Annotated in this window: 21 protein-coding genes; 1 reads left to right on the forward strand and 20 read right to left on the reverse strand. The window is 64.3% G+C overall.

All coding sequences use genetic code 11. The annotated features are described in order from the left end of the window. Positions 1-83 precede the first annotated feature (83 nt). Positions 84-680 (forward strand): TIGR00730 family Rossman fold protein, encoded by a 597-nt coding sequence (locus tag KTQ42_RS09295; protein WP_217346883.1) that lies wholly within the window; start codon positions 84-86, stop codon positions 678-680. A 15-nt stretch (positions 681-695) separates the two neighbouring features. Here KTQ42_RS09295 and KTQ42_RS09300 read toward each other — a convergent pair whose 3' ends face one another. The 20 genes from KTQ42_RS09300 to KTQ42_RS09395 form a co-directional block, all read right to left on the reverse strand. After that, positions 696-1,943, reverse strand: coding sequence for a cystathionine gamma-synthase family protein (locus KTQ42_RS09300; protein ID WP_217345251.1), 1,248 nt, complete (start codon positions 1,941-1,943; stop codon positions 696-698). A 67-nt stretch (positions 1,944-2,010) separates the two neighbouring features. Next, complete coding sequence (gene purF, locus KTQ42_RS09305) at positions 2,011-3,528, reverse strand: amidophosphoribosyltransferase (RefSeq protein ID WP_217345252.1); 1,518 nt, start codon at positions 3,526-3,528, stop codon at positions 2,011-2,013. 24 nt (positions 3,529-3,552) lie between these two features. Continuing rightward, positions 3,553-4,041 carry a CvpA family protein gene (locus tag KTQ42_RS09310; RefSeq protein ID WP_217345253.1) on the reverse strand — a complete coding sequence of 163 codons (489 nt, stop codon included), beginning with the start codon at positions 4,039-4,041 and terminating at the stop codon, positions 3,553-3,555. A gap of 18 nt (positions 4,042-4,059) precedes the next feature. Then, positions 4,060-4,980 carry an SPOR domain-containing protein gene (locus tag KTQ42_RS09315; protein WP_217345254.1) on the reverse strand — a complete coding sequence of 307 codons (921 nt, stop codon included), beginning with the start codon at positions 4,978-4,980 and terminating at the stop codon, positions 4,060-4,062. Between the two features lie 19 nt (positions 4,981-4,999). Next, positions 5,000-6,307: a bifunctional tetrahydrofolate synthase/dihydrofolate synthase gene (folC, locus tag KTQ42_RS09320; RefSeq protein ID WP_217345255.1), complete on the reverse strand. Its 1,308-nt coding sequence runs from the start codon at positions 6,305-6,307 to the stop codon at positions 5,000-5,002. Positions 6,308-6,389: 82 nt separating this feature from the next. Further along, on the reverse strand, positions 6,390-7,262 hold the full coding sequence (gene accD, locus KTQ42_RS09325) for an acetyl-CoA carboxylase, carboxyltransferase subunit beta (protein WP_217345256.1): 873 nt from the start codon (positions 7,260-7,262) through the stop codon (positions 6,390-6,392). 78 nt (positions 7,263-7,340) lie between these two features. Next, positions 7,341-8,165: a tryptophan synthase subunit alpha gene (gene trpA / locus KTQ42_RS09330; RefSeq protein WP_217345257.1), complete on the reverse strand. Its 825-nt coding sequence runs from the start codon at positions 8,163-8,165 to the stop codon at positions 7,341-7,343. Between the two features lie 112 nt (positions 8,166-8,277). Beyond that, positions 8,278-9,507 carry a tryptophan synthase subunit beta gene (trpB, locus tag KTQ42_RS09335; RefSeq protein ID WP_217345258.1) on the reverse strand — a complete coding sequence of 410 codons (1,230 nt, stop codon included), beginning with the start codon at positions 9,505-9,507 and terminating at the stop codon, positions 8,278-8,280. After that, positions 9,504-10,211, reverse strand: coding sequence for a phosphoribosylanthranilate isomerase (locus KTQ42_RS09340; protein WP_249222700.1), 708 nt, complete (start codon positions 10,209-10,211; stop codon positions 9,504-9,506). The genes trpB and KTQ42_RS09340 overlap by 4 nt, the downstream gene beginning before the upstream one ends. Next, positions 10,208-11,011, reverse strand: a complete 804-nt coding sequence (truA, locus tag KTQ42_RS09345; RefSeq protein WP_217345259.1) for a tRNA pseudouridine(38-40) synthase TruA — start codon at positions 11,009-11,011, stop codon at positions 10,208-10,210. The genes KTQ42_RS09340 and truA overlap by 4 nt, the downstream gene beginning before the upstream one ends. Before the next feature lie 84 nt (positions 11,012-11,095). Next, positions 11,096-13,939 carry a FimV/HubP family polar landmark protein gene (locus tag KTQ42_RS09350; protein ID WP_249222701.1) on the reverse strand — a complete coding sequence of 948 codons (2,844 nt, stop codon included), beginning with the start codon at positions 13,937-13,939 and terminating at the stop codon, positions 11,096-11,098. 210 nt (positions 13,940-14,149) lie between these two features. Then, on the reverse strand, positions 14,150-15,286 hold the full coding sequence (asd, locus tag KTQ42_RS09355; RefSeq protein WP_217346886.1) for an aspartate-semialdehyde dehydrogenase: 1,137 nt from the start codon (positions 15,284-15,286) through the stop codon (positions 14,150-14,152). A gap of 35 nt (positions 15,287-15,321) precedes the next feature. Beyond that, positions 15,322-16,395, reverse strand: a complete 1,074-nt coding sequence (gene leuB / locus KTQ42_RS09360; protein WP_217345260.1) for a 3-isopropylmalate dehydrogenase — start codon at positions 16,393-16,395, stop codon at positions 15,322-15,324. 19 nt (positions 16,396-16,414) lie between these two features. Beyond that, entirely contained in the window at positions 16,415-17,062 is a 648-nt protein-coding gene (leuD, locus tag KTQ42_RS09365; RefSeq protein ID WP_217345261.1) for a 3-isopropylmalate dehydratase small subunit, read from the reverse strand. 34 nt (positions 17,063-17,096) lie between these two features. Further along, on the reverse strand, positions 17,097-18,497 hold the full coding sequence (gene leuC, locus KTQ42_RS09370; protein ID WP_217345262.1) for a 3-isopropylmalate dehydratase large subunit: 1,401 nt from the start codon (positions 18,495-18,497) through the stop codon (positions 17,097-17,099). A gap of 103 nt (positions 18,498-18,600) precedes the next feature. Next, positions 18,601-19,803, reverse strand: a complete 1,203-nt coding sequence (locus KTQ42_RS09375; RefSeq protein ID WP_217345263.1) for an MFS transporter — start codon at positions 19,801-19,803, stop codon at positions 18,601-18,603. A 36-nt stretch (positions 19,804-19,839) separates the two neighbouring features. Beyond that, positions 19,840-20,943, reverse strand: coding sequence for a chorismate synthase (gene aroC, locus KTQ42_RS09380; protein WP_217345264.1), 1,104 nt, complete (start codon positions 20,941-20,943; stop codon positions 19,840-19,842). A 104-nt stretch (positions 20,944-21,047) separates the two neighbouring features. Next, complete coding sequence (locus tag KTQ42_RS09385) at positions 21,048-22,934, reverse strand: MFS transporter (protein WP_217345265.1); 1,887 nt, start codon at positions 22,932-22,934, stop codon at positions 21,048-21,050. Between the two features lie 68 nt (positions 22,935-23,002). Further along, positions 23,003-23,995, reverse strand: coding sequence for an FAD-dependent oxidoreductase (locus tag KTQ42_RS09390; protein ID WP_217345266.1), 993 nt, complete (start codon positions 23,993-23,995; stop codon positions 23,003-23,005). A 115-nt stretch (positions 23,996-24,110) separates the two neighbouring features. Continuing rightward, a complete protein-coding gene (locus KTQ42_RS09395; protein ID WP_217345267.1) occupies positions 24,111-24,557 on the reverse strand; it encodes a CBS domain-containing protein in 447 nt (148 codons plus the stop codon). Positions 24,558-24,562: the final 5 nt, after the last annotated feature.

Genomic DNA, 24,562 nt, shown 5'->3' on the forward strand with positions numbered 1-24,562 from the left:
GCCGATGAATTCGATTCGAATCAACTCATTCAACTCACTTAACTTATTCAACTCATTCAGCAGGTTTCGTTCCAATGAAAAAAATCAGATCACTCTGCGTCTATTGCGGCTCCGCGATGGGCGCCTCCGAGCGCTATGCGCAGGCTGCGCGCGCACTCGGGCAGGAACTCGTCAGGCGCGATATCGGGCTGGTATACGGTGGCGGCAATGTGGGCCTGATGGGCGCCATCGCGGATGCCGTGATGCAGGGCGGCGGCAGGGCCACCGGCGTGATTCCTCAGGCGCTGATGAAGCGCGAGGTCGGCCACCATGGCCTGACCGAACTGCATGTGGTGAAGGACATGCATGAACGCAAGGCCATGATGGCCGAGCTGTCGGACGGGTTCATCGCGATGCCGGGTGGCTTTGGCACGCTGGAAGAATTGTTCGAGGTCACGACCTGGGCACAGCTCGGCCTGCATGAAAAGCCGATCGGCCTGCTGAATGTCGATGGTTTCTATGACGGCCTGGCCGGCTTTGCCAGCCATCTGGTCGCGCAGGGCTTCGTGCGGCCCGACCATGCCCGGCTGCTGATGCATGCGCCGGAGGCGCCGGCGCTGCTGGACCTGCTGGAGAATTTCGTGCCCAGCCACACGGTGAAGTGGCTGGAGCGGGAACAGGCCCAGAAGATCGTGCCCTGAGCCTGTTATAACACTCTACCCGGCGAGCGCCTGGCGGAAGTCGTGCAGCAGGTCGGCATTGTCCTCGATGCCGACCGACACCCGGATCAGGGACTCGGCGATGCCCATGCTGGCACGCCGCTCGGGACCCATTTCATAGAAGATGGTGTGGGCCACCGGAATCACCAGGGTGCGGGTGTCGCCCAGATTGCTGGCCGGGATGGCAAGACGCAGCCGGTTCAGGAAGTCGAAGCAGTCGATGCCATCCTTCAACTCAAAACTCAGCAGGCTGCCATAGGCGCGGAACAGCTCGCTGGCCAGCGCATGCTGGGGATGCGACTTCAGCCCCGGATAATGCACCGCCGCCACGCGCTCGTCCGCGTCCAGCATCTCGGCTAGCGACAGTGCGTTGCTGCACTCCCGCTCCAGCCGCAATGCCATGGTTTCCGCACCGACCGCGATATGGTGGGCCGCTTCCGGGCCGAGCGTGCCGCCGAAGTCGCGCAGCGCCTTGGCACGGACCTGCGCCATGCCCCACTGCACCGGTGGAAACTTCCGGTAGTTGTCGGCGATATGCGGATAGCGGGTCCAGTCATACACGCCGGTATCGGTCAGGCTGCCGCCCAGGGCAATGCCGTGCCCGGCGATGGACTTGGTCAGTGCATTGACCACCAGCCCCGCGCCAACCCCCTTGGGCTGGAACAGGTAGGGCGAGGTCATGGTGTTATCGACGATGAACAGGATGCCGCGCTCGCGGCACAGCGTGCCGATGCGCGCCAGATCCGCGATCTGGGTGCGCGGGTTGGCAATGGTCTCGACAAACACCAGCCTGGTGGCCGGCGTCAGCACCGCTTCGACATTGGCTACATCGGTGGCATCCACCATGGACACCGATACGCCCTGCGCGCCGACGGTCTGCCAGAGGCTGTTGGTATTACCGAACAGGAAAGCCGATGAGACCACATGATCGCCCTCCCGCAGCAACGCTTGCGCCACCGCGCCGATGGCTGCCATGCCGGTAGAGAAACAGATGGTGGCGTAGCCGTTTTCCATCCTGGTGATCTTGTCTTCCAGCGCCGACACGGTGGGATTGCCCTGGCGGCCATAGCGGTAGCCAGGCTGCCTTCCCTGGAAAACGGCCGCCAGTTCGCGCGCATCCTTGTAGCCAAAGGCCACCGAGGTATGGATAGGCTTGTGCAGGGAGCCATGCTCGATCGGCTTCTGGCGGTCGCCATGCAGGATGGCGGTGGTGAAGCCGTACTGCGGTTTGTCGTTCTGGTTCATCAGTATGCAGATTCGCGAAAGCGGGTTGCGCCGCGTGGCCGCTGTCAAGCGGCCACGGGCATGAGACTCAGTCGGCCGGCGCCAGCGACAGGTTCAGCTGGGAACGCACCATGTCTTCGTTGGACGGCTGTACATTGCCGCGCGCGGTTTCGATGCGGTCGAGATAGGCGCGGGAAATGTCGCCGGTGATGTAGTTGCCGTCGAAGCAGGAAGCCTCGAAGCCCTTGATGGCGGGATTGGCGTCGGAAATCGAGCGCTTCAGCGCTTCCAGGTCCTGGTACACCAGCGCGTCGGCGGTGATTTCACGGCAGACTTCCTCTTCCGAGCGGCCATAGGCGATCAGTTCGCTGCGGGTCGGCATGTCGATGCCGTACACGTTCGGGAAAATCACCGGCGGCGCGGCGGAAGCGAAGATCACGCGGCGGGCGCCGGCGTCGCGCGCCATCTGCACGATCTCGCGGCTGGTGGTGCCGCGCACGATGGAATCGTCGACCAGCAGCACGCTCTTGCCCTTGAATTCGGAGCCGATTGCATTGAGCTTCTGGCGCACCGACTTGCGGCGGATCGCCTGCCCCGGCATCAGGAAGGTGCGGCCGATATAGCGGTTCTTGATGAAGCCCTCGCGGTAATCGAGGTTGAGCTTCAGGGCCAGTTCGATGGTGGACGGACGGGAGGAATCCGGGATGGGCATTACCACGTCGATATCGCCGGCGCTGAACTGGCGACGGATCTTGTCGGCCAGGTACTCGCCCATCTTCAGGCGGGAATGGTAGACCGAGGCGCCGTCGATGACCGAGTCCGGACGGGCCAGGTAGACGAATTCGAAGGCGCAGGGATTGAGCACCGGGTTTTCCGCGCACTGCTGGCTGACCAGGTTGCCGTCGATGTCGATGAAAATCGCCTCCCCTGGCGCCACGTCGCGCACGAAGCGAAAGCCCAGTCCTTCCAGCGCAACCGACTCGCTGGCCACCAGGTACTCGGTGCCGGCGTCGGTTTCATTCACGCCCAGGCACAGCGGACGGATGCCGAAAGGATCGCGGAAGGCCAGCATGCCGAAGCCGGCAATCTGCGCCACCACCGCGTAGGAACCGCGCACGCGCTTGTGCAGCGATGCCACCGCCTTGAACAGCGCCGACGGATCCAGCGAATAGCCCAGCGTTGCCTGCTGGATTTCATGGGCCAGCACGTTGAGCAGCACTTCCGAGTCGGAACTGGTATTGATGTGCCGGCGGTCGTTGCGGAACATCTCGATCTTGAGCTGTTCCCAGTTGGTCAGGTTGCCGTTATGGGCCAGGGTGATGCCGAACGGCGCATTCACGTAGAAAGGCTGGGCTTCCTCTTCGCTGGACGAACCGGCGGTGGGATAACGGCATTGGCCGATGCCCATATTGCCTGGCAGCGAGCGCATGTTGCGGGTGCGGAACACGTCGCGCACCATGCCGTTTGCCTTGTGCATGTAAAACTTGTTGCCCTGATTGGTCGCGATGCCCGCCGCATCCTGACCGCGGTGCTGCAGCAGCAGCAATGCATCGTAGATCAGCTGGTTGACGGGGCTTTGGGAGACGACGCCTGCAATGCCACACATGGTGGAACTCCTAACTAAGACAATTCAAAACTGTACATGCCGGGCAAATTCCCCAGGCAGGAAAGGCTTGACGCTGCGTGCCGCGGATTCGGCAAAGGGGCTAAGGATCGCATCTTTCCAGAAAGGCTGCTGCGGAATGGCGGTCATGCCGCATATCAACACCGCCACCAGCACGATCAGCATGCCGCGCGCAAATCCAAATACGCTTCCGAGGCCGTGGTCAACGAAGGAAAGGCCACCGGCCTTGATCAGCGCCTCGCACATCAGGATCAGCAAGCCCATCAGCAGCCGGGTGCCGATGAACAGGACGACGAAGGCAATGATGAGCCGGGTCAGCGCACCCGGCACGGCCGCTGGCAACCACTGCGCCAGAATTTCCCCGTACATGTTCGCCACCACAAACGCCGCCACCCAGCTCGCCAGCGACAGCACCTCGCGCACCACACCGCGCATGGTGCTGATGATGACCGACGCGACCAGAATGAAAATGGTCAGGTAGTCAAAAATCGTCACGCCGCCCGCTAGCCTGCATCAGGCCGGCACCAGGGTGCCAGCAAGGCCGATCTTCGACAGCTTGGCCCGCACCCGGTCGGCCTCTTCCTTGCTGCTGAAAGGGCCAACCCGGATACGGGTACGGCTGCCGCCATCCGTCGATACTTTCTGTGTAAAGGAAGAAATACCGGCTGAACGCAATTTGCCCTGTAATTCATCGACCTTGTCCTGCGTGGCAAGTGCCGCGACCTGCACCACAAAACGGCCGGAATCCTTCTTCGCTTCCGGTTTTGGCTCCGCGCGGCCTTCCAGAATGGCCTTGGCGCGGCTGGCCTCGTCCACCTTCTCGGCGGCGTGCGGCGCCGGCTTGGACTCGGGCTTGGCATGCGCCAGTTCGGTTTTGCGCTCGGGCTTGGCTTCGTTCTTGCCTTCGGGCTTGGGCGGGCGCGGCGTCTCGGCGCGCGGCTCGGCACGGGGCTTGGGTTCAGGCTTGACCAGCTGCGGCATTTCCGAGCGCGCCGCGGTGGATGGCGCCGCTTCGCTTGGCGTAGGCAGGCTTGCCGGGTCGATCACTTCCTCGTCCTTGTCCAGGCCGGCGTTGCTGGGCAGCTTGGGCGCGGTCGCCACCGGGGGCGTTTGCACGGCGCCAGCCTGGCTGCGCTTGTCCTTGGAAGGAATGTCGATGGCAATGTCGTCGGTGACCGGCTTGGGCTCGGAGTCGAGAATCATCGGCAGGCCGACTACGGCGGCCAGCACCAGCGCCACGGCACCAACCAGGCGCCGACGGGCACGTTTCTTCTCGGGAAGCACCGGGTCAGAGGCCCTGCCGCGTTCCTTGCCTGTCCTGCTGCGCTTGCCGCGGCTGCGCACGGCGTCGGAATCCTCCTCGGCACGCGATTGAAATGTGCTGTCGGAACGGGATTCCTGCTTGTTTTTGCGAAGGAATGAGAGCAAGCCCATGCGATTGATGCTGAATTTGTCAGTGATATTCGGATTTACGTGCGGCTATCACGCCTGCTACTGTAAGGAAAGATCCGAAAACCGCAATTCTATCATTCTCCCCTGCCCTGCTTCTCGCATTTGCATAGGCTTCTTCCGGGCTGGCAAATGTCAGGATGCTGTGTTCGGCATCCGGCGCCCCGGCGCCCTGCACACCGGCTTCCGACAATTTTTCGGCGATGCTGCTCGCACTGGCGGCTCTTGGCAGAGGTAAATCGGTCACGCACCAATGGTCGATATGCGGTTTCATGTGCGCGATGATGCCGTCGATATCCTTGTCGCTCATCGCACCAAACACGGCGAAGGTGTAAGGATGGAAACCCATATTGCCGAGATTCTGGGCCAGCGCGCCTGCCGCATGTGGATTATGCGCAACATCCAGCACCACGGTCGGTCTGCCAGGCAATACCTGGAAGCGTCCCGGCAACTCCACCATGGCCAGTCCGCTGCGCACTTCCTGGGCGCCGAGCGGCAGGCGGTCACGCAGCGCTTCCAGCGCGGCCAGCGCGGCGCAGGCGTTGAGCAACTGGTTGGCGCCGCGCAGTCCGGGATAGCCGAGTGCATTGCGGCGCATGCTCCGGCCACCGTAATTCCACTGCTGCTTGTCGCCGGAATAGTTGAAATCCCTGCCCAGCAGCCAGAGGTCGGCGCCGATGTCTTCCGCATGCTTCTTCAGCGACTCCGGCGGCACCGGGTCGCTGCAGATCGCCGGACGGCCGCTGCGGAAAATGCCGGCTTTTTCAAAGCCGATCTGCTCGCGCGTCACGCCCAGGTATTCGGTATGGTCGATGTCGACGCTGGTGACGATGGCCACATCGGCATCGATCACATTGACTGCATCGAGCCGCCCGCCCAGCCCGACTTCCAGGATCACGACATCCAGGCCAGCCTGGGCGAACAGGCGCAGTATCGCCAGCGTGGTGAATTCGAAGTAGGTCAGCGACACCTCGCCGCGGGCAGTCTCGACCGCCTCGAACTGCTCGACCATGGCCGCATCATCGACGATCTCGCCATTCACGCGTGCCCGCTCATTGAAATGCACCAGGTGCGGCGATGTGTAGAGCCCGACGCGATAGCCTGCCTGCAGCAGAATGGCTTCCAGCATCGCGCAGGTCGACCCCTTGCCATTGGTGCCGCCCACGGTAATGACCGGGCAGTCGAAGCGCAGGCCAAGGGTGTCGCGCACTTGCGCTACCCGCTCGAGACCCATGTCGATCGCTTTGGGATGCATGGCTTCAAGGCGGCTCAGCCAGTCGGGGAGCGTGGTGGGCAGGTTGGGATTGTTCATGACAGGCTATCTGGAGACGGATGGGCAATTGAAAAGGCCCGGACCTGCGACAGGTCCGGGCCATGGGGAGGAAGTCGGCCGCTTACGCGAGGACGTCGGCCGACTGGTTCTGCAGCAGCGCCAGCAGGCGGGCGATTTCCTCGCGCATCTTGCGGCGGTCGACGATCATGTCCACCGCGCCCTTCTGCACCAGGAATTCCGCGCGCTGGAAGCCTTCCGGCAGCTTTTCCCGCACCGTATTCTCGATCACGCGCGGGCCGGCGAAGCCGATCAGCGCCTTCGGCTCGGCAATCACGACGTCGCCCATGAAGGCAAACGAGGCCGACACGCCGCCCATGGTCGGATCTGTCAGCACCGAAATGAAGGGCAGACGCTTTTCCGACAGCTTGGTCAGCATGGCGGTGGTCTTGGCCATCTGCATCAGCGACAGCAGGCCTTCCTGCATGCGGGCGCCGCCAGTGGCGGTAATACAGATGAAGGGCACCTTCTGTTCGAGCGCCATCTGGGCGCCGCGCACGAAGCGCTCGCCCACGACCGAGCCCATCGAGCCGCCCATGAATTCGAATTCGAAGCAGGCAATCACCACCGGCAGCGACATGATGGCGCCGCCCAGCACGACCAGGGCATCGGTTTCGCCGGTGGCTTCCATGGCCGACTTCAGGCGTTCCGGATATTTCTTGCTGTCCTTGAATTTCAGGGTATCGACCGGCAGCGCTTCATGGCCGATTTCATAGCGGCCTTCGGCGTCGAGCAGCGCGTCCAGGCGCTCGCGGGCGCGGATGCGCAGGTGATGGCTGCACTTGGGGCAGACGTGAATATTCGACTCCAGGTCGGTGCGGTACAGCACCGCCTCGCAGGACGGGCACTTGACCCAGAGTCCTTCCGGCACCGACTTGCGGTTGGCCGTGCCGGAACGTTGTATGCGCGGGGGTAGCAGTTTCTCTAGCCAGCTCATGGCGACCTCTTTTTCAATATTGTGCTGTTCTTGGGATGCCCCATGGACGCGGCGCCGGCCGCGCACAAGGCGGCAATATTACACCGACCGGCCGGCGGCCGCGCTCTGTTCGTCGAGCGCCTGGCGGATCGTGGCGACAAAGGCGTGGGCAACCGCCACCGCCTCGTCCTGCGGCGCACTTTCCATTTCCTGGATGATGCGGCTGCCGATCACCACGCCATCCGCCACCGAAGCGATGGCGCAGGCGGTGGCGGCGTCACGGATGCCGAAGCCAACGCCGATGGGCAGCTTCACGTCGCGGCGGATATGTTCGATCCGGCGGCTGACCTCGTCGATGTCGATATTGCCAGCGCCGGTCACGCCCTTGAGCGAGACGTAATAGCTGAAGCCGCCGCCGACCTTGGCTACCTGGCGGATGCGCTCGTCGGTGGACGTGGGCGCCAGCAGGAAGATGGTATCCATGCCGTTTTCCTTCATCAGGCGGGCGAATTCCTCGCACTCTTCGGGCGGATAGTCGACCACGATGGTGCCGTCGACGCCGGCCTCGCGCGCTGCCTTGACAAAGGCTTCCTGGCCCATGCGCTCGATCGGGTTGGCGTACCCCATCAGCACCACCGGCGTGGTGGTGTTGCTGCGGCGAAATTCACGCACATAGCCGAGCACGTCGCCGGTGCCGACGCCATGCTTCAGGGCACGCTCGCTGGCGCGCTGGATCACCGGGCCCTCGGCCATCGGATCGGAAAACGGGACGCCCAGCTCCAGCACGTCGACGCCGCCGGCAACTAGGGAGTGCATCAGCGGCACCGTCAGTTCGGGCGCCGGATCGCCGGCGGTGATGAAGGTGATCAGCGCGGTTCTTTTTTGTGCCGCCAGCGCGGCGAAGGTGGGTTCAATGCGGGACATGGCCTGTATTTGTGATGCAGCCGGCGCAGGCCGGCTGGGAAATTAGTCGAGTTTGCTGCCGGGACCGGGACCCGCGGCGCCAGCTGCTGCGCGCCGCAAGTCCCGTCTGCTGTCACAGGGCGCGCTTGGTGCGTTCGGCGACGGTATGCATATCCTTGTCGCCGCGTCCGGACAGGTTGACCAGGATGCTCTTGTCCTTGGGCAGCGTCGCGGCCAGCTTGGCGGCATAGGCAAGCGCATGGCTCGATTCCAGCGCCGGAATGATGCCTTCGATGCGGCAGCTCCTGTGGAAAGCCTCGATCGCTTCATCATCGGTGATCGACACGTACTGGGCGCGGCCGATGTCCTTCAGCCAGGCATGCTCGGGGCCGACGCCCGGATAGTCCAGGCCGGCCGAGACCGAATGGGTCTCGATGATCTGGCCGTTCGCATCCTGCAGCAGATAGGTACGGTTGCCGTGCAGCACGCCCGGCGTGCCGGCCAGCAGCGACGCCGAATGCTTGCCGGTCTCGATGCCGTTGCCGGCCGCTTCCACGCCGATCAGCTGCACGTCCGGGTAAGGAATGTAGGGATGGAAGATGCCCATTGCATTGGAGCCGCCGCCGATGCAGGCCACCACGTAGTCCGGCTGGCGGCCAATCATCTCCGGCATCTGGGTCAGGCATTCCTCCCCGATCACCGACTGGAAGTCGCGCACCATCATCGGATACGGATGCGGGCCGGCCACGGTGCCGATGATGTAGAAAGTGTTTTCGATGTTGGTGACCCAGTCGCGCATGGCTTCATTGAGCGCGTCCTTCAGGGTCTTGGAGCCCGACTCCACCGGCACCACCTTTGCGCCCAGCAATTCCATGCGGTACAGGTTCTGGATCTGGCGACGGGTGTCTTCGCTGCCCATGTAGACCACGCATTCCAAGCCAAAGCGGGCGCAGATGGTGGCGGTGGCCACGCCATGCTGGCCGGCGCCGGTTTCCGCGATCACGCGCGGCTTGCCCATGCGCTTGGCCAGCAACGCCTGGCCGATCACGTTATTGATCTTGTGGGCGCCGGTATGGTTCAGGTCTTCGCGCTTGAAATAGATCTGGGCGCCGCCGGCCAGTTCAGACCAGCGCTTGGCGTGGTAGATCGGGCTGGGACGGCCGACGAAGTGCTTCAGCTCGTAGTTGAATTCCGCCAGGAATTCCGGGTCTTTCTGATAGTACGCATAAGCCTCGCGCAGCTCGGTCAGCGCGTGGGTCAGTGTTTCGGAGACGAAGCTGCCGCCATACGGGCCGAAGTGGCCGCGCGCATCGGGCAGGTTGTACTGGCCCAGTTCCTGGGCATTGCTGGTTTGGGTAGTCATGCTGTTCCTTCGGGGTGTGCCTGTTGGAGACGGGCGTCGCCGGCGCGCACTGCTGCCGTGAAAGCGCGCATCATGCCGCCGTCCTTGACGCCTTTTTCGCGTTCGATGCCGCTGCTGACATCGACCGCGTAGGGACGAACGCGCAACACCGCCTCAGTCGCGTTTTGTACGCTCAAGCCACCACTTAAAACGACCCGAGGCGCGAGTTCTTCTGGGATGAGAGACCAATCGAAAACCTTTCCGCCGCCGCCGTAGGCATCGACCCAGGTATCCAGCAACAGAGCCGAATAACGGTCGCCGCCGGCGCGACAAATGGAGTCGTATTCTAGCAAATCGGCGGCCGTCGTATCGGGACGCACCCGAAATGCCTTCAGAAACGGCAGATTCACTGCGGCCGCCAGCGCATGGCACTGTTCCGGCGTTTCATCGCCATGGAACTGCAGCAGCGACAACCTGGCCGCCGCGCTGGCCTGCCGCACCTCCTCCTCGCCGGGATTGACGAACAGGCCGACAGTGGCAATGAAGGGCGGCGTTGCCGCCGCCAGCACGGCTGCCTGCTGCAATGACACGCTGCGCGGGCTGGGCGGATAGAACACCAGGCCAATCGCATCGGCGCCGGCGCTGACCGCATCGGCGACATCCTGCGGATGGCGCAGGCCGCATAGCTTGATGCGGGTACGCTGCTGCATGGGATTGAAGGTCATAGGGCGAATACCGGGTTGGAAATGGCGTGCGCGGGCAAATTCCAGTTGGGGCCGTAATCGATCTTCGCAAGATACAGGCCCTGTGGCATGAAGGTCGGCGCCGCCAGGGTGCGGTCGCGGCTGTCCAGCAGTTCCGCAATCCAGCTCTCCGGGCGGCTGCCGATGCCCACATAGATCAGCGAGCCGACGATATTGCGCACCATGTGATGCAGGAAGGCATTGGCCGTCAGCGTGAAACGGATCAGCTCGCCCTGGCGCTCGATGTCGATCGCATGCATGGTGCGCACCGGCGAATTCGCCTGGCACTGGGAGGCCCGGAATGCCGAGAAATCCAGGTCGCCGATCAGCGCCTGCGCGGCACGGTGCATTGCAGCAGCATCCAGTGGGCGGAATACCCAGCCGGCGCGCGCATGCAACAGCGGCGAGCGGACCTGGCTGTTGTAAAGGTAGTAATGATAAGTGCGGCGACGGGCGGAAAACCGGGCATGGAATGCCTCGGCATCGGCCTCCGTCGTCACATCCTGCGCCCAGAGCACCGCGATGGACGGATGCAGGAAACTGTTCAGGCCGCGCACCCATGACTGCGACGGCCGGTCGATGTCAGTGTCGAAATGGGCGACCTGTTCAATCGCATGCACGCCCGCGTCGGTGCGGCCGGCGCACTGGATATCGAGGTCGCGCTGGGTAAACTGTTTGCCGGCGGCCTGCAGCATGTCCTGCACGGTCTGCCCGTGCGGCTGGGTTTGCCAGCCCTGCCAGGGCGTGCCGTCGTATTGAATGCCGATTGCAATGCGTTTCAATGTAAGTCCGTTGTGTCGAGGTCTTGATAATGACAAAACGGGCGACAGCAGCGCTGCGCCCGTTTCTGAAGAAGCAAGGAAGGGTTAGTCGAGCTTGGCCAGCAGGACCTTGGCCTTTTCGCTCTGCTCGCTGTCGCCGCCCTTGATGACTTCTTCCAGCAGTTCCCGGGCGCCCTCGCGGTCGCCGATTTCCTGGTAGGCCGATGCCAGGTCGAGCTTGGTCGCCATCTCGGCCGTATTGGAATACGAGGTTTCGCCCAGGGTAGGCACGTCCTGCAGCGCGGCATCGGTGCCGCCATGCGGGTCGAGATCCAGACTGATGCCGGACAGATCGAAATCCATCGGCGCCGACTCGTCATGGATGGCAGTCGTTGCATTTGCAGCGGGCCTGGCCGGCACATCGAGTTCCAGCGGCGGGAATTCATCGTCATCCAGGCTGGGCGTGGCGCTGGCCGGTGCGGCATCCGGTTTCGGCAGGTCGAGGTCGTCGAGCTTGAAATCCATCAGGCGCGAGTTGGCAGGCGCCGCTTCGGCTGGCTCCTCGTCCGATTGTGCTGCCGGCGGCGTGGGTAGCGGCGCCTTGCCGAAGCTGTCGAGGTCGAAATCGAAGTCCAGCAGGTTGGAAGCAGGCTCCGGGCTGGCCGATGCGGCTTCGGGCTGGGCTGTCGGGCTGGCGGCGGGAGCAGGATGCAAATCAGGCACGTCGTCGCTGTGGACATCAGGAAGTGCCGGAGCGACCGGCGTTTGGTCGGCTGCCAGTGGCGCTTCGGTCAGGTCTGGCGCCGCAAGCTGCTGTTCGGTCGCCTCGGTGCCGGCCTTTTCGCTGGCAACCAGTGGTTCGTCCCGATGCGACTGCTGGGTTGTGTTGAGCAGCGCATCGAAATCGATCTCGTTGCCGTGCGACTCGTTGGCAGCGGATGCCGCGGCACCCGCGGCAAGCCCTGCACCGGCGGCTACGGCAGCGCCTACCCCCGCGTCCGGGGCATCCGATGGCTTGCGCGCCGATGCATACAGCGGATTGGCCGGATCGAGCGACAGGCCCAGGGTAGCCGCCTGCGCCCATTCCTCGCCCTCGCCCTTGGTCAGGCTGAACAGCTCGGTGGCAGTGGCTTCGAACGCACGCAGGTCCTTGCGGGCGGCATAGATCTCCAGCAGCTTGCCACGCACCGCGGCGCGATCCGGCTGGGTGCGCAGGGCTTCCTTCAGGATTTCCTCGGCCTGGGCATCGCGGCCGTAGGCGATGTAGACATCGGCCTCGGCAACCGGGTCCACTTCATTGGTGTCAAGCTGGCTGGCCGATGGCGAGAAATTCGAATTGAAGACGCTGTTGTTGGTATCCACGCTCTGCCCACCGGCGGCGCCGAACAGGGAATTGGTCTTCAGCGTCGAAGTTGGCATGATGCTGCTGCCGCCGTTAGCAGCCTTTGCCTGCTTTGCCTTGCGCGAACGGGTGATGCCCAGTGCAGCCAGCAGGGCCAGCACCAGCGCTGATCCGCCGAGCACAGCCGGGTTGCCGGCCAGTTCTTCCAGCATGCCTGGCTCGGGCGGAGGCGGCGGTGCTGGAATGGCGGGTTTCGGTGCCGGCTTGGCCGCTTGCGCGGCAGGTGCGGCTGCGGCGGCATTGTCAGCCGCTGGCGTTGGCGTTGCTGTAGGGGTCGGCGCAGTCGCGGCCGGCGGCGTGCTGGCCTCTGCTGCCGGCGGCGCTGCGCTGGCGGTTGCGGCCGGCGCGGCGCTGGCCACTGCGGCAGCCGGCTTGTCGTTCGCCGCCACCGGCTTATCTCCTGCAGCAGGCGCTGCCGCCTGATTCTGGCGGGCGGCGAGATCACGGTTCTTGATTTCCAGCAGCCGCTGCAGGTCGCCGACCGTCTTTTCCAGTTCCTTGACGCGTGAATTGGCTTCGGCCAGCGCCTTTTCCTGGGCGATCCGCTCCTCGGCATCCGCACTCGAGGCCGGCGCACCGGAGCGCGACACCTGGAGACGGTCACGCGATTCGCCCGCCGTATTGCGCTGTTCCTCGACGCGGGAAGTCACCTTGCCCGAAGCGAGCTGGCCGCCCTCGCCCTGGCCGGTGGCGCTGCCGGCCACCTGGCTGGCCAGGCGGTTGCGGTAATTATTGAAATCGGCCGACTGCGCCACCACGATGCGCCGCGCTTCGCCATTGCTGACGCTGCGGGCGGCTTCGGCGCTGGGCACGGACAGGATCTGCCCCGTGCGCAGGCGGTTGATGTTGTTGCCAACGAAGGCATTCGGATTGGCACGTTGCAGCGCCACCAGCATCTGGTCGAGCGACACGCCTTCCGGCTTGACCTGGCCGGCGATTGCGGCCAGCGTATCGCCGCGCTTTACCGGATAGCTGTCGCCGCCGGGAGCGGTTTCGGTCGTTTGCGCGGGGGGCGGCGCGGCGCGGCTGGCTTGCTGGCGGGACGCTGGCGCGGCTGCCGCTGCAGCCGGGGCGGCGGGAGCGGTTTCGGCGGGCTGGGCGCGGCGGCTGCCGACCGGGTCCAGCAACACCACGTATTCGCGCAGCAGACGGGTGCCGTTGCTGCTGACTTCCAGCAGCACATCAACGAACGGCTCGTTCATCGGCTGCGATGAAGTAATACGAACAACCTGGCGATTGCCGCGCTGTTCAACGGCGAAGCGCAGGTTCGCCAAAGACGGGTTGAATTCGATATTGGCCTGCCGGAATGCCGCTGCCGGCGCCAGCCTGACCGATATATTGCCGGCCTCTTCCTTGCTAACCGATGTCAGTTCGATTTCCGCCTGGAGCGGCTGGCCCAGGGCGGACAGCACGGTCAACTGGCCCAAGCCCGCGGCGCCGGCGCCGGCGCTGCCCAACATGGCAGCGGAAACCACCGCCGCGCCTAGCGCCCTGCGTGCAATGGAGGACGATTTTCCGGACATCTTTTCAGTGGTTTTCTTGGGCATAGGGACTTGTTCCGCGGCACATCCGGCTGGGCCGGCATGCGCCATAAAGGCTACGATCGGGAAGTTTCACCTTATCACCGGCATGCTGGCGCTTGCAAGCAAGGCCCGGCACGCCGGATAAAGCAAACCCGTCAAGGTCCGTGAAAACGGTAATTTGACGGGCTAACGTTGCACTAAGGCAACATAATCTACGACCTGGGGCTGCGCTTGTCAAGCTTCCAGCACGATACGCAGCATGCGGCGCAGCGGTTCGGCGGCGCCCCACAGCAACTGGTCGCCTACCGTGAAGGCCGACAGGTAGTCATTCCCCATCTGCATCTTGCGCAGGCGGCCGACCGGAATCGTCAGGCTGCCGGTGACCGCGGCGGGCGTCAGGTCCCTCATCGACGCTTCGCGGGTATTCGGCACCACCTTCGCCCACTGGTTGTTGCTGGCCAGGATGTCGTTGATCTCGTCCAGCGGCACATCCTTCTTCAGCTTGATGGTCAGCGCCTGGGAATGGCAGCGCATCGCGCCGATGCGCACGCACAGGCCGTCGACCGGAATCGCCGAACGCGCTTCGGCACCGAACGACGCGCCGCGGCCCAGGATCTTGTTGGTCTCGGCGCCGCCCTTCCACTCTTCCCTGGACACGCCATTGCCGAGGTCCTTGTCGATCCAGGGAATCAGGTTGCCGCCCAGCGGCACGCCGAACTGCTTGGTCTCTTCAGCGCTCATCGAATGCTGCTTGGCCAGCACCTTGCGGTCGATTTCCAGGATGGCCGATGCCGGGTCGTCCAGCAGCGACCTGACTTCGGCATTGATGGAGCCGAACTGGGTCAGCAGTTCGCGCATGTGCTGCGCGCCGCCGCCGGATGCGGCCTGGTAGGTCATGGAGGTGATCCATTCCACCAGGTCATGCTGGAACAGGCCGCCCAGGCCCATCAGCATGCAGGACACGGTGCAGTTGCCGCCGATATAGTTCTTCACGCCGCGCTTCAGCGCATTCTTGATCACGTCCAGGTTGACCGGATCGAGCACGATGATGGCGTCGTCATTCATGCGCAGCGTCGAGGCGGCATCGATCCAGTAGCCGTTCCAGCCGGCTGCGCGCAGCTTGGGGAATACCTCGCTGGTGTAGTCGCCGCCCTGGCAGGTCAGGATGATGTCGCACTTCTTCAGCGCTTCGATATCGTTGGCGTCTTTCAGCGCAGTCTCGTTTTTCGCCTGCGCGGGCGCGCGCCCGCCCGCATTCGACGTTGAAAAGAACACCGGTTCGATATGGGCGAAGTCGCCCTCTTCCTGCATGCGCTGCATCAGGACCGAACCGACCATGCCACGCCAACCTACCAAGCCTACGAGTTTCATCATCTTTCCCTGGATGTCATTAAATTGACGCCGGCTCAGGAAGCCAGCGCCTTCACCACCGCGTCGCCCATTTCACGGGTGCCAACGCGGGTCGTGCCTTCTTCATAAATATCGGGCGTGCGCAGCCCGGCCGCCAGCACCTTCTTCACCGCGTTCTCGATGCGGTCGGCCTGTTCCGGCTTGTTCAGCGAATAGCGCAGCATCATCGCGGCCGACAGGATGGTAGCGAGCGGATTGGCCACGCCCTTGCCGGCAATGTCGGGCGCCGAGCCGTGCGACGGCTCGTACAGGCCCTTGTTCGCCGCGTCCAGCGAGGCCGACGGCAGCATGCCGATCGAGCCGGTCAGCATGGCGGCGGCGTCGGACAGGATGTCGCCGAACATGTTGCCAGTGACGATCACGTCGAATTTCTTGGGCGCGCGCACCAGCTGCATCGCTGCGTTGTCGACATACATGTGATCCAGGGCCACGTCCGGATATTCCTTGTGGACGTCGGTCACGATGTCTTTCCAGAACTGGAAGGTTTCCAGCACATTGGCCTTGTCCACGCTGGTCAGGCGCTTGCCGCGCTTTTGCGCCGCCTGGAAGCCCACATGGGCGATGCGGCGGATTTCCGACTCGGCATAGCGCATGGTGTCGAAGCCTTCGCGCTCGCCCTTGAACGGGCCGTCGGGTGCGGCGCGCACGCCGCGCGGCTGGCCGAAATAGATGTCGCCGGTCAGTTCGCGGATGATCAGGATGTCCAGGCCCGACACCACTTCCGGCTTCAGCGTCGATGCGCCGGCCAGTTCGGGGTACAGGATCGCCGGACGCAGGTTGGCGAACAGCTTCAGGTTCTTGCGCAGCCCCAGGATGGCCTGCTCCGGACGCAGCGGACGGTCCAGCGTGTCGTACTTCCAGTCGCCGACCGCGCCGAACAGCACCGCGTCGGCTTCCTGCGCCAGCTTCAGCGTGCCATCCGGCAGCGGATGGCCGTGCGCCTCGTAGCCGGCGCCGCCGACCGGCGCGGTTTCCAGCTCGAATTTCTCGTCCAGCGACTGCAGCACGCGCACTGCCTGTTCGATGATTTCCGGACCGATGCCGTCGCCCGGCAGGACTGCTATTTTCATTCTTTTCTTTCCTGTAGGTTCAGATGGTGTTGGCCAGCCAGGGCTGGGCCGCCAGGTGGCGTTCCTCGAAGACGCGGATCTTGTCGGCCTTCTGGAGCGTCAGGCCGATGTCGTCCAGGCCATTGAGCATGCAGAACTTGCGGAAGGCGTCGATCTCGAACGGGAATACCGCGCTGCCATTGCTGGTGGCGACCGTCTGCTTTTCCAGGTCGACCACCAGCTTGTAGCCGGGAAAGGCCTTGACTTCATTGAACAGCTGGTCGACCTGCGCTTCCGTCAGCGCGATGGGCAACAGGCCGTTCTTGTAGCAGTTGTTGAAGAAGATATCGGCGAAGCTGGGCGCGATCACGGCGCGGAAGCCGTACTGCTCCAGCGCCCACGGCGCATGCTCGCGCGAGGAGCCGCAGCCGAAGTTCTTGCGGGCCAGCAGGATGGAAGCGCCCTGGTAGCGCGGCTGGTTCAGCACGAAATCCGGGTTCAGCGGACGCTTGCTGTTGTCCATGCCGGGTTCGCCATGATCCAGGTAACGCCATTCGTCGAAAAGGTTGGGGCCGAAGCCGGTGCGCTTGATGGACTTCAGGAATTGCTTGGGGATGATGGCGTCGGTGTCGACGTTGGCGCGGTCCAGGGGCGCCACCAGGCCTTCGAGCAGGGTGAATTTGTTCATGGGGTATCGCTTCCTATCCAGTTACAGTGCGCCGTTACAGCGCGCGCACGTCGACGAAATGGCCCGCCACGCCGGCAGCGGCGGCCATTGCCGGGCTGACCAAGTGGGTGCGGCCGCCGGCGCCCTGCCGGCCTTCGAAGTTGCGGTTCGAGGTGGAGGCGCAGCGCTCGCCCGGCTCCAGCCGGTCGGCATTCATCGCCAGGCACATCGAGCAGCCCGGCTCGCGCCATTCGAAGCCGGCGTCGCGGAAGATGCGGTCCAGGCCTTCGCGCTCGGCCTGTTCCTTGACCAGGCCCGAGCCCGGCACCACCATCGCCAGCTTCACGTTGGAAGCGCGGAACTTGCCGCGCACCACGGCGGCGGCGGCGCGCAGGTCTTCGATGCGGGAGTTGGTGCAGGAACCGATGAACACCTTGTCGATGCGGATATCCTCGATTGCGGTGTTGGGCTTCAGGGCCATGTAGACCAGCGCCTTTTCGATCGCGTCGCGCTTGACGGCATCCTTTTCCTTGTCAGGGTCCGGCACCCGGCCGTCGACCGGCACCACCATCTCGGGCGAGGTGCCCCAGGTGACCTGCGGCTTGATCTCGGCGGCGTTCAGCGTGACCACCAGGTCAAAGCGCGCGCCCGGGTCGGAATGCAGGGTGCGCCAGTATTCGACGGCGCGGTCCCAGTGCGGGCCCACCGGCGAGAACGGGCGACCTTTCACGTAGTCGATCGTGGTCTGGTCCACCGCGACCATGCCGGCCCGGGCGCCTGCCTCGATGGCCATGTTGCACACCGTCATCCGGCCTTCCATCGACAGCGCGCGTATCGTCGAGCCGCCAAATTCGATGGCGTAGCCGGTGCCGCCGGCGGTGCCGATCTTGCCGATGATGGCCAGCACGATGTCCTTGGCGGTGACGCCGGCCGGCAATGCGCCGTCGACCTGCACCAGCATGGCCTTGGACTTCTTGCCCAAGAGGCATTGCGTGGCCAGCACATGCTCGACCTCGGAAGTGCCGATGCCATGGGCCAGCGCGCCGAATGCGCCGTGGGTGGAGGTATGGGAATCGCCGCAGACCACCGTCATGCCCGGCAGGGTCGCGCCCTGCTCCGGCCCGATCACGTGGACGATGCCCTGGCGCCGGTCGCGCATGCTGAAGTAGGTCAGCTTGTATTCGCTGGCATTGTGGTCCAGCGTCTCGACCTGCAGGCGCGAGATCGGGTCGGCAATGCCTTCCGTGCGATCCGTTGTCGGAACATTATGATCGGCCACCATCAGGTTGGCGGAACGCCGCCACGGCTGGCGTCCGGCCAGCTTCAGGCCTTCGAATGCCTGCGGGCTGGTGACTTCGTGCAGCAGGTGGCGGTCGATATACAGCAGGGTGGTGCCGTCATCGCCGGTATCAACGACGTGGGAATCCCAGAGTTTGTCGTACAGAGTTTGAGCCATGGTCGGGAAGGCGCGCAGCGCGCAGGTTTCGTCAAAAATTAGTCTGCGATTATGCCATATCCCAGAGTGGCGCAAACCTGCCTTCGGACGCCGGAAACCCCTGTCAGGCCGCTGCTCGCCCGCTCCGATGCAGAAAGCGGAAGCAGAGCGCGGCCGCAAAGGTCGCCGCCAGCGACGCGACGGCCGCCAGCACGAACACCGAGCGCGCACCCCAGGCATCCCATGCGGCCGACAGCGCCAGGCCGCCCAGCGTGCCGCCAAGGCCGTAGGAAATGCTGATGTACAGCGCCTGCCCCTGCGCCTGCAGCGGCCCGCTGAACCAGCGCTGCAGCATCGCAACCGACGCCGAATGATGGGTGCCGAAGGTGGCGGCGTGCAGCACTTGGGCCAGCACCAGCAGCGCCAGCGAGTCTGCGCCGAAGCCGATCAGCAGGAAGCGCAGCACGGCCGCCAGCAGGCAACCCAGCATCAGCACCCTGGCGCCGAGCCGGCGGAAGATCGGCGCCTGGTAGTAAAAGAACACGATTTCCGCCACCACCCCGAGCGACCACATCAGGCCGATCAGGGTATTGCTGTAACCCAGGCTGGACAGGTAAAGCGAATAAAACACATACAGCGCGGCATGCGCGGCAATCATCAGGAAGGTGGAGGCGAAGAAGGCCATCACCTCGGGACGGCGCATCAGCTGCGTGACCGATGGCGCATCCTTGTCAGGCGCCACATAAGCGCCTTCACGCATGCACAGGCTGGCACACAACACCAGGGAGAGCAGGCCCAGCGCCACCCAGGGCATGTTGACGATGCCAAACCGGTCCAGCAATTCGCCGGCCAGCGTCACCGCCGCGATGAAGCCGATCGAGCCCCACAGGCGCAGCTTGCCGTAGTGCGTCAGGTCGCCGCGCATGCTGGAAAGCATCAGCGCCTCGGACAACGGCCCCTGGGCACTGGTGAAGGTGTTGATGGCCACCATCACCGCGAAATACCAGGCGAAGCCCTGCCCGAACAGCAGGCCGCTGCACGCCACCACCGCGCCGGCTGCGGTCATGCGCAGCACCAGCACACGGCGCTGGCTAGCGTCGGCCAGCCAGCCCCAGGCCGCCGGGCCGAAGATGCGCATGACCTGCATCATCGACATCAGCACGCCGATCTGCGGCGCGCTCATGCCCTGGTGCGCGAAGAACAGGCTGGCATAGGGCGAGAACACGCCGACATAGCCGTAATAGGCGAACAGGAACAGCGCAAACGGAAATGCCTGGCGCGGCCAGGCGGTGCCGGCCTGGTCCGCAGCGGGAAGGCGGCTGGACATGAGGCTGCGCGGGCGCCGCAGGGCGTGAAGGCGGGATCAGGAAGCGATATGGCCGGGGATGCGCGGCGCATCCACCGCGACATCGCCGCATTGCGCGCGATGCCGCAGCGCATGGTCCATCAGCACCAGCGCCAGCATTGCCTCGGCGATCGGCGTGGCGCGGATGCCCACGCAGGGATCATGGCGGCCAAAAGTCTCCACCATGACCGGATTGCCGGCCTTGTCGATCGAGTTGCGCGCGGTACGGATGCTGGACGTGGGCTTGATGGCGATGGAAACCGTGATGTCCTGGCCCGTCGAAATGCCGCCCAGCACGCCGCCGGCATGGTTGCTGGCAAAGCCGGCCGGCGTGAGCTCGTCGCCGTGCTCGGTGCCCTTCTGCGCCACCGAGCGAAAGCCCGCGCCGATCTCCACGCCCTTGACCGCGTTGATGCCCATCATTGCGTAGGCGATGTCGGCGTCGAGCTTGTCGTAGATGGGTTCGCCCAGGCCGACCGGCACGTTCTGGGCCACCACGTCGATGCGCGCGCCGCAGGAGTCGCCGGCCTTGCGCAGCGCATCCATATAGGCTTCCAGTTCCGGAATCACGTCCGGGTTGGCGGCAAAGAAGGGATTCTCCGGCACATGCTCCCAGCCGACGAAGGGAATCGCGATCTCGCCCAGCTGGCTCATGCAGCCCTTGAACACGGTGCCGTACTGCTGCTGCAGCCATTTCTTCGCAATCGCCGCCGCGCCCACCACCGGCGCGGTCAGACGGGCGGAGGAACGGCCGCCGCCGCGCGGGTCGCGGATGCCGTATTTGTGCCAGTAGGTGTAGTCGGCATGGCCGGGGCGGAAGGTTTCGACGATGTTGCCGTAGTCATGGCTGCGCTGGTCCTGGTTGCGGATCATCAGCGCGATCGGCGTGCCGGTGGTCTTGCCTTCGTACACGCCCGACAGGATTTCCACCGTGTCCGGCTCCTTGCGCTGGGTGACGTGGCGCGAGGTGCCGGGCTTTCTGCGATCGAGTTCGGGCTGGATGTCATCCACCGTCAGCGCCAGGCCGGGCGGGCAGCCATCCACCACGCAGCCGATTGCCGGGCCATGGGATTCGCCGAAGGTGGTAACGGTAAAGAGCGTGCCGAAGGTATTGCCAGCCATGATGTCGCCAGAGGAAGGGTTGAGCGGAAAGGCGTGATTTTACCAGCGCGCCGACGATGCCCGGCAAGCGCCGGGCGTTTGCCGGTCTCTCCACCGCTCTACGGCTATTTCCAGTCGCCGCGCAGGCTCATGACCTGCTGTCGCAATGCGTCCGGCGTCGCCTGCGCAGGCGCGAGCGGCTCGCCCACCGACAGCGACAGCCTGGACCACGGTCCACGCCGGAAGGACCGCTCGAACGGATTGCCGTCGCTGCGGGTCAGCAGGCTGCCCCACAGGCCGCGCAGCGCCATCGGGATCACCGGCACCGGCGTGCGGGCGACGATGTGCTGCACGCCGCTGCGGAAGGCATCGATCTCGCCGTCGCGGGTCAGTTTGCCTTCGGGGAAAATGCAGACCAGCTCGCCTTCCTCCAAAGCTGCGGCGATGCGGTCGTAGGCCTGTTGCATCAGTTGCGCATCCTCCTTCGCCGGCGCAATCGGTATCGCCTTGGCGGCCCGGAATACCCACGACACCAGGGGAATGGCAAAGATGCGGTGGTCCATCACGAAGCGGATCGGGCGCGGGCTGGCCGCGGCGATCACCAGCGCATCGACATAGCTGACGTGGTTGCACACCAGCACAGCCGGGCCGTATTCCGGAATGCGGTCGGTGTCGACGGCATGCACCCGGTGGATGGTATGGATCAGCATCCAGGCGAAGAAGCGCATCAGGAATTCCGGCACCAGCAGGAAGATGTAGATCGCCACTACGGCATTCATCAGCGCGGTGGCCATGAAAATCTGCGGTATCGACAGGCCCGCGCCCAGCAGCAGCATGGCTACCAGCGCGGCCGTCACCATGAACAGCGCATTCATGATGTTCATGCCGGCAATCGTGCGCGACAGATGCGCCGGGTCGCAGCGGGTCTGGATCAGCGCGAACAGGGGCACGATGTAGAAGCCGCCGAAAACCCCGATCATCACGCAGTCGAACAGGATGCGCCAGCTGCCCTGCTGCGCGAGGAAGCCCGATACCCCGACCAGCTCGGTATTTACATACGACAGGCTGGCCAGGAACAGGTCGAAGCCGAACAGGGACAGGCCGATCGAGCCGAACGGCACCAGGCCGATTTCCACCTTGTGGCCGGAGAGCCGCTCGCACAGCAGCGAGCCGGCGCCGATGCCGAGGGAGAAGACGGTCAGCAGCAGCACGAACACGCCATGGTCGCCATGCAGGTAATTCTTTGCATACAGCGGAAACTGGGCCAGCATGATGGCGCCGTAAAACCAGAACCAGGAATTGCCCAGCACCGACAGGAACACCGTACGGTTCTGACGGGTGTAAGCGATGTTGCGTACGGTTTCCGTTAGCGGATTCCAGTTGATGCGCAGGTTCGGCGCGGGCGGCGGCGTCAGCGGTATCGCGCGGCTGGTCAGCCATCCGAGGATCGCAATGGCGATGGTGCCGCCGGCCACCAGTTCCACGCCCCAGGGCTTGTGCAGCACCAGCACCGCGCCCAGCACTTCGCCCAGCAGGATACCGACGAAGGTGCCCATCTCGATCACGCCATTGCCGCCCACCAGTTCCTCGGCCTTCAACTGCTGCGGCAGGTAGGCGTATTTCACCGGCCCGAACAGCGTGGAATGCAAACCCATGCCCACCACCGCGGCCACCAGCAGCCACAGGCTGTGGGTCACCCAGCCTACCGCGGCCAGCAGCATGATCGCGATTTCCAGCAGCTTGACGTAGCGCGTCAGCATGGACTTCTCGAACTTGTCGGCCAGTTGCCCGGCAGTCGCGGAAAACAGCAGGAAAGGCAGGATGAAGAGACCAGGGATCAGGTTGTTGAGCAGGCCGACATCGGCCGTGGTCCAGCTTGCAGCTTCATAGGTGATGATGGTCAGCAGCGCGGTCTTGAAGACATTGTCGTTGAATGCGCCCAGGAACTGGGTCCAGAAGAAAGGCGCGAAGCGGCGCTGGCGCAGCAGGGCGAACTGGCTGTTCTTTTGCATGGTCTGGGATAAAAGGAAATCTGCCGGCACGATCCATGCCGGCAGGAAAGCAAAAACCGGAGTCTAACTCAAGCGATCGCGTTGGCAAGCGCCGTTCCGCTCAGGCAGGCGTTTTCGATGCGCCCTCCGCCCTCGAGCCCGCAGTCGAACCAGTCGCCGCAGAGGCCGATCCGGCGTGCTTCGTCCCACTCGAACAAGCCCGGCAGCGGTTGCAGCGCCTGTGCATACGGCCAGCGATGCACCGCCGAATACACGGGCTGCACGGCCGAACCGGTGATCTCGTGAAAGGCCTTGAGCAGCTTCTCGCGGGCACGTTCCGGATCCTCCATCAGGTGCTCGGTAGCCCATTCCGGCGTGGAATGGGCGATCCAGTGCTCGCCCGGCCGGCGCTGCGGCTTGGAGGCGTCGCGTGCAATCCAGCCCAGCCGCCCGCCCTGCACCCAGGCGCCGTCATAGTCCAGGCCCAGCGTGTCCTGGAATGCCATCATCAGCGACCAGCACGGCGCCATCTGCATGGCAGCGGCCTTGGCCGCCAGTTCGGGCGCCGGTTCCAGCAGCAGGGCGGCCTGGTGGGACGGGATAGCGAGTATCACCGCATCGAACGGCCCGGCGGTGGCCGGAACCGGCACGGTATCGGCTTCCACCGACAGCAGCCACTTCTCGCCATGGGCTTCGATCGCATTGACCCGCTGTTCCAGGCGCACATCGGCGCCCAGCGCAAGCTGGCCGGCCAGCGAGCCCATGCCCGGCACGCCCACCAGCCGCTGCTGGGCGCGGCCAGCCGATTGCGCCTTGCCGTCTTCCAGGCGCGCCAGCTTGCCGCCCCAGGGCGCCACCCAGCCCGCCTTGCGCCAGGCGGCCACCCGCTTCTGGAAGGCATCGCTCTGGGCAGTGAAGTACTGGGCGCCGAAATCCAGGCCGCCAACCTCGGTTTCACAGGTGCGGGTGCGGCCACCCACATCGGGATGCTTTTCATAGATCGTCACGGTATGGCGGGCGGCCAGAAGCTCGCGCGCGCAACTCAAGCCGGCAAGCCCGGCGCCGATGATGGCGATATGCATAAGTCTCCTTGTCTGTTCTGCGGCAAACCGCGACGGCTGTCTCCTTGGCCGCGGCCATAAAAAAAGCCGTTCATGCGGCAAACGCGATGAACGGCTTGGATCTGCATGCGACGGCCTACTCGTCCCCCTCGTTGGGCCAGTCGCGGATATAGGCCTTCAGCATCCTGTTCTCGAAGCTCTGCGCCTCGAACACCGCCTTGGCCACGTCATAGAAGGAAATCACGCCGAGCAGGGTCTTGGCATTCACCACCGGCACATAGCGGGCATGGCGCTCCAGCATCAGGCGGCGCACTTCGTTGATATCGGTATCGGGCGTGATCGTGATCGGGTGATCATCCATATGCCGCCTGACCGTGCCGTTGCCCACCACGCCTTCGTTGGCATGCACCGCCTTGACCACTTCGCGGAAGGTCAGCATGCCGACCAGTTCGCCGAACTCCATCACGACCAGGGAGCCGATGTCCTTTTCCGCCATGGTGGCGATGGCCTGCTGCAATGGGGTTTCCGGTGTAACGGTATAGAGGATGTCGCCCTTGACCTTTAAAATCTCTGAAACTTTCATGTCCG

Origin of the sequence: Noviherbaspirillum sp. L7-7A (assembly GCF_019052805.1) — a bacterium.
Taxonomy (GTDB): domain Bacteria; phylum Pseudomonadota; class Gammaproteobacteria; order Burkholderiales; family Burkholderiaceae_D; genus Noviherbaspirillum_A.